This window comes from Pelagibius marinus (assembly GCF_014925385.1).
GTDB classification, from domain to species: Bacteria; Pseudomonadota; Alphaproteobacteria; order Kiloniellales; family Kiloniellaceae; genus Pelagibius; species Pelagibius marinus.
In genome coordinates, this window is the sequence record NZ_JACSDK010000013.1 from 1 (window position 1) to 16,802 (window position 16,802).

General features: G+C 66.7%; 15 protein-coding genes. 12 read left to right on the top strand and 3 right to left on the bottom strand.

The window, feature by feature from the left end; genetic code table 11:
- Positions 1–242 precede the first annotated feature (242 nt).
- A complete protein-coding gene (prsT, locus tag H7X47_RS14780) occupies positions 243–2,666 on the top strand; it encodes an XrtA/PEP-CTERM system TPR-repeat protein PrsT (protein WP_193369488.1) in 2,424 nt (807 codons plus the stop codon).
- A gap of 733 nt (positions 2,667–3,399) precedes the next feature.
- Here prsT and H7X47_RS14785 read toward each other — a convergent pair.
- The gene (locus H7X47_RS14785; RefSeq protein ID WP_193369489.1) at positions 3,400–4,098 is read right to left on the bottom strand and encodes a TetR/AcrR family transcriptional regulator C-terminal domain-containing protein; all 699 of its coding nucleotides are present in this window, start codon (positions 4,096–4,098) and stop codon (positions 3,400–3,402) included.
- A 194-nt stretch (positions 4,099–4,292) separates the two neighbouring features.
- Here H7X47_RS14785 and H7X47_RS14790 point away from each other — a divergent pair, with 194 nt between their 5' ends.
- On the top strand, positions 4,293–4,775 hold the full coding sequence (locus H7X47_RS14790) for a RidA family protein (protein ID WP_193369490.1): 483 nt from the start codon (positions 4,293–4,295) through the stop codon (positions 4,773–4,775).
- 205 nt (positions 4,776–4,980) lie between these two features.
- Here H7X47_RS14790 and H7X47_RS14795 read toward each other — a convergent pair whose 3' ends face one another.
- Both H7X47_RS14795 and H7X47_RS14800 read right to left on the bottom strand, forming a co-directional pair.
- Entirely contained in the window at positions 4,981–5,820 is an 840-nt protein-coding gene (locus H7X47_RS14795; protein WP_193369491.1) for a citryl-CoA lyase, read from the bottom strand.
- Positions 5,817–7,016, bottom strand: coding sequence for a CaiB/BaiF CoA transferase family protein (locus H7X47_RS14800; protein WP_193369492.1), 1,200 nt, complete (start codon positions 7,014–7,016; stop codon positions 5,817–5,819). Before H7X47_RS14800 ends, H7X47_RS14795 begins: the two co-directional genes overlap by 4 nt.
- Before the next feature lie 139 nt (positions 7,017–7,155).
- Here H7X47_RS14800 and H7X47_RS14805 point away from each other — a divergent pair, with 139 nt between their 5' ends.
- The 10 genes from H7X47_RS14805 (at position 7,156) to H7X47_RS14845 (ending at position 16,801) form a co-directional block, all read left to right on the top strand.
- Positions 7,156–7,848: an IclR family transcriptional regulator gene (locus tag H7X47_RS14805; RefSeq protein ID WP_227010512.1), complete on the top strand. Its 693-nt coding sequence runs from the start codon at positions 7,156–7,158 to the stop codon at positions 7,846–7,848.
- Positions 7,849–8,074: 226 nt separating this feature from the next.
- Positions 8,075–8,950, top strand: a complete 876-nt coding sequence (locus H7X47_RS14810) for an FAD binding domain-containing protein (protein ID WP_319633613.1) — start codon at positions 8,075–8,077, stop codon at positions 8,948–8,950.
- Positions 8,950–10,902 (top strand): molybdopterin cofactor-binding domain-containing protein, encoded by a 1,953-nt coding sequence (locus H7X47_RS14815; RefSeq protein WP_319633614.1) that lies wholly within the window; start codon positions 8,950–8,952, stop codon positions 10,900–10,902. Before H7X47_RS14810 ends, H7X47_RS14815 begins: the two co-directional genes overlap by 1 nt.
- On the top strand, positions 10,869–11,774 hold the full coding sequence (locus H7X47_RS26345) for a xanthine dehydrogenase family protein molybdopterin-binding subunit (RefSeq protein ID WP_319633615.1): 906 nt from the start codon (positions 10,869–10,871) through the stop codon (positions 11,772–11,774). The genes H7X47_RS14815 and H7X47_RS26345 overlap by 34 nt, the downstream gene beginning before the upstream one ends.
- Before the next feature lie 10 nt (positions 11,775–11,784).
- A complete protein-coding gene (locus H7X47_RS14820; RefSeq protein ID WP_227010513.1) occupies positions 11,785–13,335 on the top strand; it encodes a 6-hydroxynicotinate reductase in 1,551 nt (516 codons plus the stop codon).
- Positions 13,336–14,238: a UPF0280 family protein gene (locus H7X47_RS14825; protein ID WP_193369495.1), complete on the top strand. Its 903-nt coding sequence runs from the start codon at positions 13,336–13,338 to the stop codon at positions 14,236–14,238.
- Positions 14,239–14,253: 15 nt separating this feature from the next.
- Entirely contained in the window at positions 14,254–14,835 is a 582-nt protein-coding gene (locus tag H7X47_RS14830; protein WP_193369496.1) for an amino acid synthesis family protein, read from the top strand.
- Positions 14,836–14,845: 10 nt separating this feature from the next.
- On the top strand, positions 14,846–15,430 hold the full coding sequence (locus H7X47_RS14835; protein ID WP_193369497.1) for an amino acid synthesis family protein: 585 nt from the start codon (positions 14,846–14,848) through the stop codon (positions 15,428–15,430).
- A 28-nt stretch (positions 15,431–15,458) separates the two neighbouring features.
- Positions 15,459–16,490 (top strand): NAD(P)/FAD-dependent oxidoreductase, encoded by a 1,032-nt coding sequence (locus tag H7X47_RS14840; protein WP_193369498.1) that lies wholly within the window; start codon positions 15,459–15,461, stop codon positions 16,488–16,490.
- A complete protein-coding gene (locus tag H7X47_RS14845) occupies positions 16,487–16,801 on the top strand; it encodes a 2Fe-2S iron-sulfur cluster-binding protein (protein ID WP_193369499.1) in 315 nt (104 codons plus the stop codon). Before H7X47_RS14840 ends, H7X47_RS14845 begins: the two co-directional genes overlap by 4 nt.
- The last annotated feature ends 1 nt before the right edge of the window (position 16,802 follow it).

Genomic DNA, 16,802 nt, shown 5'->3' on the forward strand with positions numbered 1-16,802 from the left:
AAAATTTGTGGCTACTAATTGGCAGCTTTTGGCTAATCTGCGACATGCCAAGACGCGGACATAAGGTCTGGAGTTCCCTCAGGAGCAGACACTCCTACGTATTGCGACGCTGCCGCCGTTAATGAGTACACGCCCTGGGATGTCACGATGCCTTTTTGGGCAGAGAGAAGATTCAGACTGGCCAGAATATGGTTGTCCAGTCATCGCTTGCTTCTACTGGCAACGGAATGGCGGATTAATCAATGTTCATCCTCAAAGATCACCCCTTTATCTTATCGTGGGCCCGCCTTAGCGCCATACTATTTGCTTGCGGCGTTATTCTTGGTTATGCCGCTCCGGCGCTTGCCAAAATGGAGTCAGATGCTTCGAGAGCCCACTACGAGTCTGCAGTAAAGCGTGTCGAAGCGGGAGATCTGCGCGCAGCCATCATTGAACTGAAGAACGCACTGCAGCAAGACCGGACGAACCCAGCGGCCCGACTGCTTCTAGGAGAGGTCTATCTGCAACTCGGAAACGGTGGCTCTGCTGAAAAGGAATTGAGGGCCGCCAAGCACTACGGCACTGATGAAGCGCGCGTCATGGTCCCTCTAGCACGAGCCATGCTTTTGCAGGGGCGTTTTAAGGAGTTGCTAGGCGAGTTCCCGGTAGAGGCTCTAGCGCCCCCGAACGACTTCGAGATGATGTTGCTGCGTGCCGAAGCTTACATAGGTCTGGGTCAATTCGAGACCGCTCGTTCAATTTACGACGCAGCAGCAAGAGAGAAGCCCGAGCATGCTCGTATCCACCTTGGCCTGGCCCAAATCGCAATGGCGACACGGAATTTTGAGGAAGCCGAGACCTACGCCACGACAGCCCTAGCGCTTGAAGCGAACCTCGTTGAAGCCTTGCTTTTGCAGGCAGAAGCGCGCCGATTAAGCGGCCAGCATGAGGGCGCGCTCGCTCTGTTTGGGCAAATCGTCCAGCAGAGGTCGCAGCCGGCTGCCACTATATTGCGTGCGCACATCGGGCGCGCTGCCACTCTCATCGCGCTTGATCGCGATGCAGAAGCGGAACAGGCGATAGCATCCGCCCGCGAAATCGCGCCAGAAATACCCCTCGCTGCCTATTTGCGGGCTTTGATCAAGGTTCGGCAGCGCGATTTTAAGACAGCACGGCAGGAATTGGAGAGTGCCTCGCTGTCTTTGGAAAATTTCTTGCCGGCGCAGTTCTTGTTCGGCGTCGTCTATTACGCTTCCGGGAATTTCGAAACTGCAAGAACCTGGCTCCTTCGCTTTGTCTGGAAGCAGCCAGAGAACCTTCCGGCAAAGAAACTTCTGGCAGCAACGTTTTTGCGCTTGAATGCGTTTCCTGAGGCCATCGGTTTACTCGAGCCGGTTCTGACGCAGGCACCAGACGACCCGCAGATACTCTTTCTGCTCGGCGATGCATATCTTCGTGATCGCCAGGCTGCCAAGGCAGCCAGTGTGCTTCGGCGGGCAGCGGAGAATACTTCTCAGGATCCGCGCATACTAAGCCAGCTGGCCATTAGCTACTTGGCGACAGGCCAGCGGGATGAGGCATTGACCGCCCTCAATGCCACGCTCGATCTTGGGGTCGATGCTAGTGCCATCGGCTATGCCCTAGCATATTCGCATTTGCGGTCTGGTGCTTTCGACAGTGCATTGAATGTGGCGCAGGAACTGCGCAAGCGCTTTCCGCAGAGTGCCATAGCGGCAAATCTCGAGGGCGGTGCGTATGCGGCGCTTGGCCAGTTGGATCGGGCTCGGGCCTCCTTCGGAGAAGCATTGGCCATAGACCCAAGCTATCACCCAGCGCGCGCTAATCAGGCGAGTCTCAAGGCGAAAGCCGGTGACTTTGAGGGCGCTGAGGCCGAGTACGATGCGATTTTGGCCGTGGAACCAGGAAATTTGTCAGCGCTGTTGGGAATGGCCGCGCTCGCTAATCGTCGTGGCGACCAGGATGCCAAAGGACGCTGGCTGGTCAGCGCAGTGGAGGCGGACCCCAACAGCCTCAGGGCGTCAATCGCACTGGCAGAACATCAAGCGGCAGCGGATAGTATGGCGGCGGCAATCGCGACCATGGAGGGTCTTGCAGAAAGACAACGGCGCAATCCGCAGGTGCTTTTGGCTCTGGCGCGATTTCAAAGTAGGGCGGGCCAGTCGGCTGCTGCTGTTCAGAGTTATGAGCGCCTTGTGGAGATCAGTGACGGATCGATCGAAGCCCGGCAACAGCTTGCCGAGGCGTACCTCGCCGCAGGCGATCTAGAGGCGGCGCGGTCCTCATATGAGCGCCTCAAGGAAGCCGCGGCCGACAATCCAATCATATGGAATAACCTTGCCGTCCTCTATCGGCGGGCCGGCGACAGACGCGCACGAGCGCATGCGGAGAGGGCCCTCGAGTTAGCTCCAGACGAACCAGCGATCATGGATACCTTGGGTTGGATCCTGCTGGATGAAGGTGAGATCGATCGTGCTGCAGAACTACTCAGGCAGGCGCACAAAGCAGCACCAGCGACCGCCGACATCACCTATCACTATGCGGAGGCCCTCCGCCGAAAGGGCGAAAATCAAGCAGCTCGCCAGCTGTTGCAGTCTCTCCTGGCAGAAAGCCAGCCGTTTTCCAGCCGGCCGGCGGCTGCGGCTTTGCTGGAGGAGCTGTCGCGGTGACTCTGGTGACAGCGAAGTGACCCAGTGAGAACGATGGCGATGGCGGACTCAGCGTACACCGACCGAGTATAGGAAAGCGATGTGACGAAGCCTGGACAGCTGGTCTACTCCCCATAGGCTCCCACTGTTGATGGGAAGCTCCCTCACGAAGCGCGTTTCGGTGCGGCGCATCTATCGATGGGACGCGGCCATCTCACGGCCGGCTTTCAGCGAGTTGAGTCAGCAGACAGCGAAGAGCCTCATCACTAACGCCACATCGTCTTCGGGCCGTTGAGGACCATCGGAGGCATGACAAGGCAATAGATAGCAAGCGTTCGCAAGTGCCGACAGGCCTGGCTTGCACCCTCCTCGCTGAGATCGTCCAGGAGGGAACTGTAGCCGGGTGGGCTATGGTGTCGCGTAGCAACGATTGCGGGATTATAGCCGACCACGTCGGCGGCGAGTATTGCAGCGAGCCTGCGTTCCACGCTGTGCCTTCCTCGTTCAGGAGAATTCCGGCGCACAACCGCAAAATCCATGTCGTTCGAAAGGCCTTGGAACGTCCGCTTCTGGCACATTGCGGACGATTAGAACGGCTCGGACTGGTGTCTGCTTTTGACCCGTTTCGGACATCTTGGTCTGTTGGGGGGACAGGTGCGAAAGGAACCGTGGTCGGAGCTTACTCGATCACCCGCGGCGTTGGCGCGGCGTGTTGCGGTGGTTGGCGCCGTCTCGTTCAGGAAATGACAAATGTTCATCGCCTCAGGGCGAGGCCATCAAGCAGGAAATCGAGGCCCTCCCTGAACGCGCCGTCCCAATCGTCATCCAACAGCAGACGAGAGCGTTCAATTGTCGGGTAGCATTCATCAAGGTGTGCAAGGCGCTGCTGTGCGGCGGCCCTATCGTCTTCCGAGAGGTCGAAGCTCGCCCGGGTAATGGTAGCGCCCATCACGTGGTTCCAGAGCGACCATATCGCTACGTTCAGGTCTGCGTCCGCCACACCGGCTCCGGACAGGGTTTTGCTCAGCAGTTCCAGGCGACTGAGGGTGTTCGGGCCCAGCGCCCGGCGCGGCAACAGCGCTGCCGCCCAAGGATGGCGCAGCATACTGGCGCGCCAGTCTTCGAGCACATGAACGACTTCGCCGCGCCAGTCTTCAGGCTCAACTGTCTGCGGCGGTCCGCGATACGCGAGTACCGAGTCGAGCGCCAGATCGAGGACATCCTCTTTGTTGTCGACGTGCCAATAGAGGCTCATCACGCCCGAGCCGAGGCGATCGGCCAGCCGCCGCATCGTCAATCCGTCCACGCCTTGGGCGTCCAGCAGTTCTACCGCGGTTGTAACGATGCGTTCGCGGGACAGAGGCGGTTCACCGCGCGGCGCCTGCTCGGCCTGGGATGACACACTTTTCCGTTGAGACCGTTTGCTTTGGGCACCGCTACGTTTGGCTGTCATCCATCTTCCTCGCTGGCCAGAAACTCGATTTTGGTCGGCAAGGCCAAGAATGTCGATCCTGACCGATTGACTCGTGCAGTGTACCATGAGATTGTCTCGTACGCTGTACGAGACAATCTGGCGGTGGGGATCAGAGTTCAGTCTTGCCGGCCGCGCGCTACGTTGCGCGCGGTCCGCGGAGCCAAGGGAAAGTCATGTCACGCGCAATCAAGAGTCTGTTCATCGGAGGGTTAATCATCATGGGAATTTCCACTGCGACGACGGCGGCCGGGAAGGATATCAAGCTGACCATCGTCAATCCGCAAACCCTCTACGACCCATCGCCCAATGGCTACAGCACTGCTGTGATCACTCCTACCAATGCCCGGGTGGCCTACATCTCCGGGCAGGGCGGCCAGGACAGGAAGGGCGCCTTGTCACCCGACTTCGCTGCCCAGGTTGAGCAGGCCTACGCCAATTTGCGCAGCGCCCTCGATGCGCTGGGTGCCAGGCCGGATCAGGTCGCCAAGCTCACGGTTTTCGTGGTCGATCACGATATATCCAAGCTCGAGGTGCTCACCAGAAACGTCAAGAAAGTGTTCGGAGAGGCGCTGCCGGCACAGACCCTGATTCCCGTTCCCAAGCTTGCAATCGACCCCATGCTCTTCGAGGTGGAAGCCGTCGTTGTTTTGGAATAGTGGAGGCGACGGGTCAGGCGCGCTTGTCACCTGTGAGAAGGGTACCGATTGATATATGCGTGCCACTTCATCGGGTCGACGTGCAGGCAATGTCACCTCCTGGCACATTGGCGAACTATCCGGTCCGTGAGTCCCGTGTCTGTTCGCCCCCCAAAACCGGACGAAGCTATTGCTTCACCGGGGCCGGCCCCCATGAAGGCGCGCCCTAATCTGCCTCCGGCAGCGGCCGCTTGGCCGGGCCGTCGTAGCGCCACAGGCGTTCGCGCGGGATCGGCCCCTTGTTGCGCAGGCCCGACTGCGACTCCTCCCAGGCGTGGGCGAGGATGCCCACCGAGCGCGACAGGCAGAAGAGGCCGCGCGCCAGCGGCGCGGGAAAGCCGAGCTCGGCGTAGATGACCGCCGTGGCGCCGTCGATGTTCATGGGGATGCGCTTGCCCTTCTCAGCGGCGAGGTGATTCTCGACGGCGCGCCCGATGGCGGCGAAGCGCCCGCTCACGGCTCCCTTCTTCGCATAGACATCGACCATCTCCAGGAGGCGCGGCGCGCGCGGGTCGATGGGGTGGAAGCGGTGGCCGAAGCCCGGCAGGAACCTGCCGCCCGCCGCCGCGAAGGCGGCCAGTTCCGCCTCGACGGCCTCTTCCAGGCTCGCCCCGGCATCGCAGCGCGCGGCGACGGCCTGGAAGAAGGTCATGGCCTGCTCGCCGGCGCCGCCGTGCACGTCGCCCAGCACGTTGACCGCCGAGGCCATGGCGTTGTTGAGGCCGACGCCGCAGGTGGCGGCCATGCGGGCGATGGCGATGGAAGGCGCCTGGGGGCCGTGGTCGACGGCGGACATGAGGGCGATGTCCAGCAGTTCGGCCTCGTCCTTGCCCGGCAGCTCGCCGCGCAGCAGCAGCCAGATCATCTGCGCGAAGGAGACCCTGCCGATCAGCTCCTCGACGGGATAGCCGCGGTAGCGGATGACCCCCGGCTCCATCTCGATGATCCCGGTCGCCCACCAGGCGGCGTCGGCGGCGATCGTCGGGTCATGGTTCTGGTCGCTCATATGGCTTTCTCCTCGGCCAGGCGGGAAATCTCGCGGGCGCTGTAGCCCAGTTCGCGCAGCAGGCACTCCGTGTCCTGGCCCAGCCGCGGCGGCGGCGCCGTCACCCTGGGCGTTCGGCCGTCGACCTTGAAGCCGGTGCGCAGCAGGCGGAGGTCGCGGCCGACGCCGGGCACGTCCTTGAAGTCGCCGATCATGCCGCGGTCGCGCAGCTGCGGATTGGCCAAGGCCTCGGGCACCGTCAGCACCCGTCCGGCCGGCACCCCGGCGGCGTTCAGCTCCGCTTCCCATTGCAGCGCGCTCTTCGCGGCCAGCGCCTCTTCCAACTCGGCCTTCAGGGCGGCGCGGTTGTCGAGGCGGCCCTGGCGCTCGCTGAAGCGCGGGTCTGCGGCCAGCGCCGGACGGCCGAGCACGCGGCAGACCGCCTCGAACTGCTCCTGCTTGTTGGCGGCGATGTTCAGCAGGCCCTTGGCCGTCGCGAAGGTGCCCGAGGGGCTGGCGGTGACGTTCTCGTTGCCCAGCGGCGCCGGCGCCTTGCCCGCCACCAGGTAGTTGGAGACCGCCCAGCCCATGGTCGCCAGCGTCGCCTCCAGCATGGAAACATCGAGGAAGGTCGCTTCCGTCTTGTCAGGTCGTGCGAGGGCGGCGGCGATGGCGAAGGCGGCGGTCATGCCGCCGATGGTGTCCGCGATGGGATAGCCGACCCGGTAGGGCGCGGTCTCGGCGTCGCCGGTGATCGACATGACGCCGGAAAGCCCCTGGATGATCTGGTCGTAGGCCGGCAGGTCGCGCGCCGGGCCGTCCTGGCCGAAGCCGGAGATGGCGCAGTAGACGAGGCCGGGCCGCGCCTCCTTCAGCACCTTGTAGCCGACGCCCAGGCGGTCCATGACGCCGGGGCGGAAGTTCTCCACCACCACCTCGGCCGAGGCGACGAGCTTCAGGAAGACCGCCTTGCCGGCTTCGCTCTTCAGGTTGACGGTGAGCGAGCGCTTGCCCGGGTTCTGCGCCAGGAAGGAGACGCCCATGTGACGGGCGTTGAGCTCGGCGTCGGCGCCGAGCTGGCGGGCCAGGTCGCCGCTGCCCGGCACCTCTATCTTGATGACGTCGGCGCCCAGGTGGGCGAGCTGGTGGCAGCAGAAGGGCCCCGCCAGCACGTTGGTGAGATCGAGGACGCGCACGCCCTTCAGGAAGGCTGGCATGGTCTTTCCCCAGGAGGTTCCCGGCACAGCGGGTGTCGTAGGTCTTGGCGGCAGGCTGCGGCTGTGTTCTGCTTGCTGCAACGGCATAGCGTCGTTGAGGGCGAAATCGTTCTGTCTGACAGAATATATGAGGGGCGGCATGGCGGAAGAACGGGTGGAAGCGGTGGAGCGGGCCCTGACCCTGTTGGAGGCCTTCGCCGACGGCGCGCCGCAGCTGAGCCTGGCCGAGCTGGCCGCGCGCACGGGCTTCTACAAGAGCACCATCCTGCGCCTGGCCCGCTCGCTGGAGCGCTTCGGCTACCTGGTCCGCGGCGATGACGGCGCGTTTCGCCTGGGCCCGGCGCCGGCGCGCCTGGGCGCCCTCTACCGCGACCGTGCCGATCACGGCGGCCTCATCCGCGCGGCGCTCAGGCGCCTGCGCGACGCCTCTTCCTTCACCGCGTCTTTCTACCTGCGCAGCGGCGAGACGCGGACCTGCCTCTACCGCGAAAACTCCGAGCGCGAAATTCGCCACCACCTGGAAGAGGGCGCGCGCCTGCCGCTGACCCTCGGCGCGGCGGGCAAGGTGCTGCTGGCCTACACGGAAAAGCCGGCGACGGACACACAGCGCCGCGCCGCGCAGAAGCTCCGCCGCGACGGCTACGCCGTCTCGCAGGGCGAACGGGACCCCTTCATCGCCGCCGTCGCCGTGCCGCTGCTGGATGCCGGCGGCGCCTTTCAGGGGGCGCTCTGTCTGTCCGGCCTCGCCGCGCAGTTCACCGAAGGCCAGAAAGAGCACTGCCGAGACCTGCTGCGGCAGGCGGCTGCCGAGCTGCAGGACCAGCTCCGCTAGCGAGAAACACAATAACTTTGCATACAAAATAAAATTCAAATCAGGGGAGCCGGCAGGGATTCTTACCGCCTTTCCCGATACTTACCTCAAGGCTTCTCTGGGAAAATACGTGATCCAATGACGGAATCGGGCGAGTCTCCGTCGCCAGCGGCAATTGACAGCGGTGCTTTATCTTGCATACTAAACAAAAATAACAACGAACTCATGGGACAGGGGAGTTCGGCTGGTGGGGTGTTATCTTCGCCCAGGTTATCTTCGGCCCAGGGGGCTTGAAGACGCGGTCGCCGCCATGGCGGACGGCAGCTATACGGTCCTCGCCGGAGGCACCGATTTCTATCCTGCGCGTGCCGGCGGTCTCGGGGGCCGCCCCCCTGAGAGCAAAGTTCTCGACATTACCGCCCTGGAAGGGCTGCGCGGCATCGCCGAAGAGGGCGACTCCCTTCGCATCGGTGCGCTGACCACCTGGAGCGACCTGCTGCACGCGCCGCTGCCGCCCTATTTCGCGGCCTTGAAGCTGGCGGCGCGCGAAGTGGGCGGCGTGCAGATCCAGAACGCCGGCACCCTCTGCGGCAACCTCTGCAACGCCTCGCCGGCCGCCGACGGCGTGCCGCCGCTGCTGGCCCTGGACGCGGAGGTGGAACTGGCCTCGCAAGCGGGCGCGCGGCGCCTGGCCCTCGACGACTTCATCCTCGGCAACCGCCAAACCGCCAAGCGTCCCGACGAACTGGTGACGGCGCTGCACATCCCGAAGCTATCCGCGCGGGCGCGCAGCACCTTCCTGAAGCTGGGCGCGCGCAAGTATCTGGTGATCTCCATCGTCATGGCGGCGCTGCTGATCGATCTCGACGACAAGGGCAACGTCAGCAAGGCCCGGGTCGCCGTCGGCTCCTGCGCCGCGCGTGCCCTGCGCCTGCCGGCGGTGGAGGCGGCCCTCGAGGGGCGGCCTTTCGACGAGGACCTGCTGCCACGCATCGGCGATGAGCAGCTTGACCCGCTGACACCGATCGACGATATCCGCGGCACCGCCGACTATCGCCGCGAGGCCGCCGTGGCGCTGCTGCGCCGCGGGGTCGAGGCCCTGCTGTCGCAGGAGGCCGCGTGATGGACGCCGCGCTGAAGCAGCCCGCCGCCGAAGGCGGGCAGGAAATCCGCTTCACCCTCAACGGCGAGGCGGTGACCCTGAGCGCCGATCCCCTGGAGCGGCTGAGCGACGGGCTGCGCTACGCGCTCGGCCTTACCGGGACCAAGGTGGGCTGCAACGCCGGCGACTGCGGCGCCTGCACGGTGCTGGTCGACGGCGAGCAGGTCTGCAGTTGCCTCATGGCCTGCGGCCAGGTCGAGGGGCGGCAGGTGATGACGGTCGAGGGTCTTGCCGGCGACGCGGAGGGACAGCGCCTGCAGCAGGCTTTTCTCGATCACGGCGCGGCCCAGTGCGGCATCTGCACGCCGGGCATGCTGATGGCCGCGACCTCGCTGCTGAAGCGGGCCGCCGCTCCGACCAAGCAGGAGGTGCAGGACGCGCTGGGCGGCGTGCTGTGCCGCTGCACCGGCTACCAGAAGATCGTCGAGGCGGTCTGCGCCGCGGCGGAAGCGACCCCGGCTGATGTCCCCTTGACCGATCCCGATGTCGGCTGCGCCGTCGGCGCGCGCTTCGCCAAGACCGACGGCCTGGCCAAGGTGACCGGCGCCGAGCTCTACGGCGCCGATACGGCGCCGCAAGGCGCGCTGTGGCTGCGCGTCGTCCGCGCGCCGCATGCCCGCGCCAGTTTCACCCTGGGCGACCTCGACGCGGTGGTGGCGAAGACGCCGGGGCTGGAGCGTATCCTCACCGCCGCTGACATCCCCGGCAGCAAGGCCTTCGGCGTCTATCCGCACATCAAGGACCAGCCGGTGCTGGCCCAAGGAAGGGTGCGCTACCGCGGCGAGGCGGTGCTGGCGCTGGTCGGCAGCCGCGCCGCCGTCTGGTCGCTCGCCGAAGAGGAGCTGCCGATCACCTGGCAGCCGGAGGACGCGGTCACCGACTTCTGCGCCGAGGGCCAGCCGCTGGTCCAGGAAGGCCGCGCCGACAATGTGCTGGCGCGCGGCTTCGTCAACAAGGGCGACGCCGAGGCGGCCCTGGCGGCCTCGGCGCTGACGTCGGAGATCAGCACCGCCACGCCCTTCATCGAGCACGCCTACATCGAGCCGGAAGCCGGCTATGCCGAGCGCAAGGGCGATGTGCTGGAGGTCTGGGTGACCACCCAGGCGCCCTACATGGACCGCGACGAGACGGCGGCCATCCTGGGCCTCGACAAGGAAAAGGTGCGCATCATCCCCTCGGCCTGCGGCGGCGGCTTCGGCGGCAAGCTGGACCTCTCGCTGCATCCCCTGGTGGGGCTGGCCGCCTGGCTGTCGGAGCGGCCGGTGCGCTGCGAATACACGCGGCCGGAATCCATGGCCTCCTCCACCAAGCGCCACGCTTCGCGGGTGACGGCGCGGGCCGGCTGCGATGCCGACGGTAAGCTGACGGCGCTGGTCTTCGACGGCGACTTCGACACCGGGGCCTATGCCTCCTGGGGGCCGACGGTGGCCGACCGGGTGCCGGTCCACTGCAGCGGCCCCTACAAGGTGCCCAACGTCCTGGCCCGTTCGGTCGGGCGCTTCACCAACGCGCCGCCGGCCGGCGCCTTCCGCGGCTTCGGCGTGCCGCAGTCCGCCCTGGCGCACGAGGCGCTGATGGACGACCTGGCCGAACAGCTCGGTCTCGACCCGCTGGAGTTCCGTTATCGAAACGCGATCCGCGTCGGCGACGCCACGGCCACCGGCCAGGTGCTGACCGCCTCGGCGGGGCTGGCCGACTGCCTGGAGGCCCTGCGACCCACCTGGAAGGAGTGGCGGGCCGCCGCCGAGGCTTTCAACGGCGCCGACCCCCCGCGGGGAGGGGGGGGCGCCCCCCCCGCGGGCCTCACCCGGGCCCCCGCCCCCGCCGGCGCCGCGGCGTCGGCGTCGGCTGCGTCTGGTACGGCTGCGGCAACACCTCCATGTCCAATCCCTCGACCATGTCGGTGGCGCTGAACCGCGAGGGCAAGCTCACGCTCTACAACGGCGCCGTCGACATCGGCCAGGGCTCCAACACCATCATGGCGCAGATCGCCGCCGATGCGCTGGGCCTGCCGGTGCAGGAGATGCGCGTCGTCATGGGCGACACGGCGCTGACGGCGGATGCCGGCAAGACCTCGGCCTCGCGCCAGACCTTCATCTCCGGCAAGGCGGCGGAGCTGGCCGGGCGCGACCTGCGCGCCCAGATCCTGCGCCTCGCCAATGCCGGCGAGGACGCGCGCCTGGAACTGAAGGACGGAGAGCTGCACGTGCACGACGGTGTCGAAGTGCGCAGCCTCGACCTGGCGGAACTGCCGGAGGATGCGCGCGGCGACGTGCTCTGCGGCAGCGGCACCTTCGACCCGCCGACCTCGCCGCTGGACGGGAACGGCCAGGGCGACCCCTACGCCACCTACGGCTTCGCCGCGCAGATCGCCGAGGTCGAGGTCGACCTGGACCTGGGGACGGTGAAGGTGCTGCGCATGGCCGCCGCCCACGACGTCGGCCGCGCGGTCAACCCGACCCTGGTGGAAGGCCAGATCCACGGCGGCATCGCCCAGGGCCTGGGCCTGGCGCTGATGGAGGAGTACCTGCCCGGGCGCACCGAGAACCTGCACGACTACCTGATCCCCACCTTCGGCGACATGCCGGAGATCACCAGCATTCTGGTGGAAGACCCGGAGCCGCTGGGCCCCTACGGCGCCAAGGGCGTGGGCGAGCATTCGCTGATCGCCACCGCGCCGGCGATCTTCGGCGGCGTCTACCAGGCTACCGGCCTGCGGCTGACAGGCACGCCAGCGACGCCGGACCGGGTGCGCGCGGCTCTGCGCGAAGCGGGCATCGTGTGAGGACCAAGAGATGAGCGCGACGGAAGCCGAAAAGACTGAAGGCCGCGGCAAGAACGCCCACAACAAGAACGGGGACATCGTCGTCTGCGACGCCTGCCCGGTGCTCTGCCGTATCCGACCGGGCAAGACCGGGGCCTGCGATCGCTATGGCAATGTCGACAACGCCCTGGTGCGCATGGACCCCTTCCTGCTGGCGCGCCAGGCGGCCGAGCGCGAGGCGGAGATGGTGCCCTTCCTGGCCACCGAAGGGGCTGGGGCGGAATGGGATGGGAACCTGGTCCAGGGCTCGGAAGCCTTCGTCACCGGCATCGGCGCCGGCACCACCTATCCCGACTACAAGCCCGCGCCCTTCATTGTGTCGTCCAAGGTGGAAGGCGTCGACATGGTGACCGTGGTGACCGAGGGCATCTTCAGCTACTGCGGCGTGAAGGTGAAGATCGACACCGACCGCCACCTTGGGCCCGAGCAGGCCGCCGTGCGCTGCCAGGGCGAGCAGGTCGGCCACGTCACCACCGCCGAGTACGGCTCGCAGATGCTGGCCCTCGGCGGCGTGCGGCACCTGACCGGCGGCAGCAAGAAGGAAGGCAACGTCACCTGCCAGATGATGCTCGACCTCTGCAACAAGCAGGCGGTGGACCTCACCATCGACGGCGGCGCCGAGCTGACCATCCAGGCGGGCAGGGCGCCGATCATCAACGGCGTCAAGGAAGAGCGCATGCGCGTCGGCTGCGGCTCGGCCACCATCGGCATCTTCGCCCAGCAGTGGGTCGGCCAGGTGGACGAGGTCATCGTGGTGGACGATCACATCACCGGCGTGCTGACCGAGCACCAGGCGGGCAAGTTCCTTGATATGAAGCCCAGCGGCATTCGCGTGCGCGGGCGCCGTTCGACGCCGGGCCGCTATTTCCAGGTGGCCGAGCCCGGTACCGGCTGGGGCGGCACCAACATCAGCGACCCTCTGTCGATCATCGAAAAGATCGATCCCAAGACCGCCTGGCCGGGCCTGCGCCTGCTGATGGTCAGCACCACCGGTGAGCACGCCGCCTGGTTCGAGCTGGACGAAGATCTGAAACCCCAGGAAGCCGAAATGCCGGAGGCCGTGCAGGTCGTGGTCGACCGCATCGGCGAGAACTGCGAACCGGCGCTGGCCTCCGTGCTGTTCATGGCCGGGGCGGGCGGCAGCCTGCGCGCCGGGGCGACGGAGAACCCGGTACGCCTGACCCGCTCGGTGAAGGATGCGCTGACCCGCGTCACCGCCGGTGGCGCCAAGGCCTACGTCTGGCCGGGCGGCGGCATCACCATCATGGTCGACGTCATGGACATGCCCGACAATGCCTTCGGCTACGTGCCGACGCCGGCCATCGTCGGGCCGATCGAGTTCACCATGCCGCACGAGGTTTATGCCGAGCTGGGTGGCCACATGAAGTCGGTGCAGTCCCTGGCCGACGTCATCAAGACCCGCGGCACCGGGGAGCGCATCCGCCTGACCGACCTGAAGGCGGAGAACCCCTGGCCGCTGTCGCCGCTAAACAAGCTTCCGGGCAAGAAGGCGGGGGTCTGAATGACGCGTCCCAGTCTCCTCCGCCACGACCTGCCGGACGGCCGCCTGCATCTGCAGGAAGGCCCCATCGACCTGCTGATCGAGGCCTTCGGCCCGCGCGCGGCGGTGCGGCGGGCCTACGACGCGGCGGCGGAGTGCTTCCAGGACGTCCTGCCGGACCTGGTTGCGGAGCTGACGGCGCTGCGCCGGCCGCTGCGCCAGGACACACCGCCGTTTTCCGGCCCGGTGGCGCGGCGCATGGCGGCGGTCTGCCGACCTCACCGCGCCGCGCTCGTCACCCCCATGGCCGCGGTCGCGGGGGCTGTGGCCGACCAGGTGCTGGCCGCCATGACCGGGGCGGCGGACCTCACCCGCGCCTATGTGAATAACGGCGGCGACATCGCCCTGCAGCTGACGCCCGGCGAAAGCCTTGCCTGCGGCCTGATCGCGCAGGTCGCCGGTCCGCGCCTGGATGGCCCGCACCTGGACGGTAGGGCCGTCATCAGCGCGGAGCTGCCGGTCCGTGGCATCGCCACCTCGGGGCGCGCCACCAAAGGACAGGGCGGGCGCAGCTTCTCGCTGGGCATCGCCGATGCGGTGACGGTCTTCGCGCGCACGGCCGCCGAGGCCGACGTCGCCGCGACGCTGATCGCCAACGCGGTCGACCTGCCCGGCCATGCGCTGGTGGTGCGCCGCCCGGCCGAGGAGATCGACCCCGAGAGCGATCTCGGCGCGCGCCCGGTCACCGTCGCCGTCGGCAGGCTGACCGAGGCGGAAATCGCGGCGGCGCTGCGGCGCGGGCAGGCGGCGGCCGCGGAGATGCTGGCCGCCGGCCTCGTCGAAGCGGCGGTTCTGTTTCTGCGGGGGCAGGCGGAGACCGTCGGGGCGTTGCCCCTGCTGTCCGGCCTGCCGAGCGCGGCTTAGAGGGGGAAACACGTTTTGGCCGTCGAAGTTCGCAAAGTCACGACCAACGTCGAGGAAATCCACCACGAGGGCGGGCCCGTCGCGGCCACGCCCCTGCTGGTCGGCTCCGCCGCCGTGGTCATCGCCAATCCCTTCTCCGGGCGCTACGTCGAGGAGCTGCAGCCCTACATGGAGGAGCTGAAGCCCCTGGGCCTCGAAATAGCCGAACGGCTGGTCAAGGCGATGGGAGGTGACAAGAGCCGCGTTTCCGGTTTCGGCAAGGCCTCCATCGTCGGCGGCGCCGGCGAGCTGGAGCACGGCGCGCTGTGGCACGTGCCCGGCGGCTACGCCATGCGCGAGCTTCTGGGCGACGCCAGGGCCATCGTGCCCTCGGCCAAGAAGGTCGGCCCGGTCGGCGCGCGCATCGACGTGCCGATCACCCATATCAACGCCTCTTACGTGCGCGGGCACTTCAACGCCGTCGAAGTCGGTGTGCCCGGCGCGCCGGAGGCCGACGAGCTGGTGTTCATCCTGGCGATGACCAGCGGCGCGCGCATCCACGACCGCATGGGCGGCCTGCGCGTGGAAGACATCAAGGGGGAGGATGGTTTGCGATGAGGGTCCCAAAATGCCAGTGAAAGTCCGCAAATACGTGGTGATCGTCGAGGAGACCCAGAAGGAGATCGGCAAGGCGATCTCTCCGCCGACGCGCCGCGCCGCCGCTCTGGCGGTGATCGAGAATCCCTTCACCGACCGCTACGAGGAGGACCTGGAGGTCCTCATGCAGGCGGGCGAGGAGCTGGGCAAGACCCTGGGCGAGAAGGCGGTGGCGGCCCTGGGCGTGGCGCCGCCCCAGATCGAGAGCTACGGCAAGGCGGCCATCGTCGGCGAGGGCGGCGAGCTGGAGCATGCCGCGGCCATCCTGCATCCGCGCATGGGCAAGCCCCTGCGCCAGGCGGTGGAGAAGGGCGCGGCCCTGGTGCCTTCGTCGAAGAAGATGGGCGGTATCGGCAGCGCCATCGACGTGCCGCTGGGCCACAAGGATGCCGCCTATGTGCGCAGCCACTTCGACGGCATGGAGGTGCGGGTGCCCGATGCCCCGCGCCACGGCGAGATCGTGGTCGCCATCGCGGTCACCGATTCCGGGCGGCCGCTGCCGCGGGTCGGCGGCCTGACCACGGCCGAGGTGAAGGGCGAGGACGGCCTGCGCTGAGGGGTTTGCTCGGGGGATTGGAGACGAGATGACGGAACAACGCGTGACCACGGATGTGGTGATCATCGGCGCCGGCCCGGTCGGTCTCTTTGCGATCTTCGAGCTGGGCCTGCTGGGCCTCAAGTGCCATCTGGTCGATATCCTGGACAAGCCCGGCGGCCAATGCGCCGAGCTCTACCCGGAAAAGCCGATCTACGACATCCCCGCGCTGCCCGTGGTCACCGGTGGTGAGCTGGTCGAGCGCCTGATGGAGCAGGTCGCGCCCTTCGAGCCGCAGTTCCACCTGGGCCAGATGGCCGAGAAGCTGGAGAAGCTGGAGAGCGGCAACTGGCTGCTGACTACCGACCTGGGCATGGAGATCGAGGCGCCGGTCATCGTGGTGGCCGCCGGCGGCGGCAGCTTCGTGCCCAAGAAGCCGCCCATCCCCGGGATCGAGGACTACGAGGGCAGTTCCGTCCATTACGCCGTGCGCAAAATGGAGACCTTCCGGGGCAAGCACCTGCTGATCGCCGGCGGCGGCGACTCCGCCCTGGACTGGACCCTGAACCTGCATCCCGTCGCGGCCAGCGTCACCCTGGTCCACCGCCGCCCGGACTTCCGCGCCGCGCCGGATTCGGTGGAGAAGATGCGCGCCCTGGCCGAGGCCGGAAAGATCAAGTTCCAGGTGGCGCAGATCGCCGGGCTGGAAGGCGAGGGCGGCGCGCTGACCGGCGTGAAGCTGAAATCATCGGAAGTGGGCGAGTGGGTGGAGCCCTGTGATACCCTGCTGCCCTTCTACGGCCTGACCATGAAGCTGGGACCGATCGCCGACTTCGGGCTGAACCTCAACGAGAACCTCATCGCGGTGGATACCGAGAAGTTCGAGACCTCGGTGCCGCAGATCTTCGCGGTCGGCGACATCAACACCTATCCCGGCAAGCTGAAGCTGATCCTGTCGGGCTTCCACGAGGCCGCCTTGATGGCGCAGCAGGCCTTCCACTACGTCCACCCGGACAAGAAGTTGCGCTTCCAGTACACGACGTCGTCCAGCGAACTGCAACAGAGGCTCAAGGTAGCATGAAGGTAAAGGTAACCGACCGCGAGGGCGGCAACCACGAATTGCCCTTTCAGGAGGGTGATACCCTGATGCAGGTATTGACGGAAGAGGATCTGGGCGTCCGAGCCGAATGCGGCGGCTGCTGCGCCTGCGCCACCTGTCACGTCTACGTCGGCGCGCAGTGGCTGGAGAAGCTGCCGGCGCAGAGCGAGGAGGAACTCTCCATGCTCGACGAGGCTTTCGACGTGGCGCCGACCTCGCGCCTGTCCTGCCAGGTGCTGATGACAGCGGCGCTGGACGGCATGGAAGTGACCATCGCGCCGGACTGGGACTAGG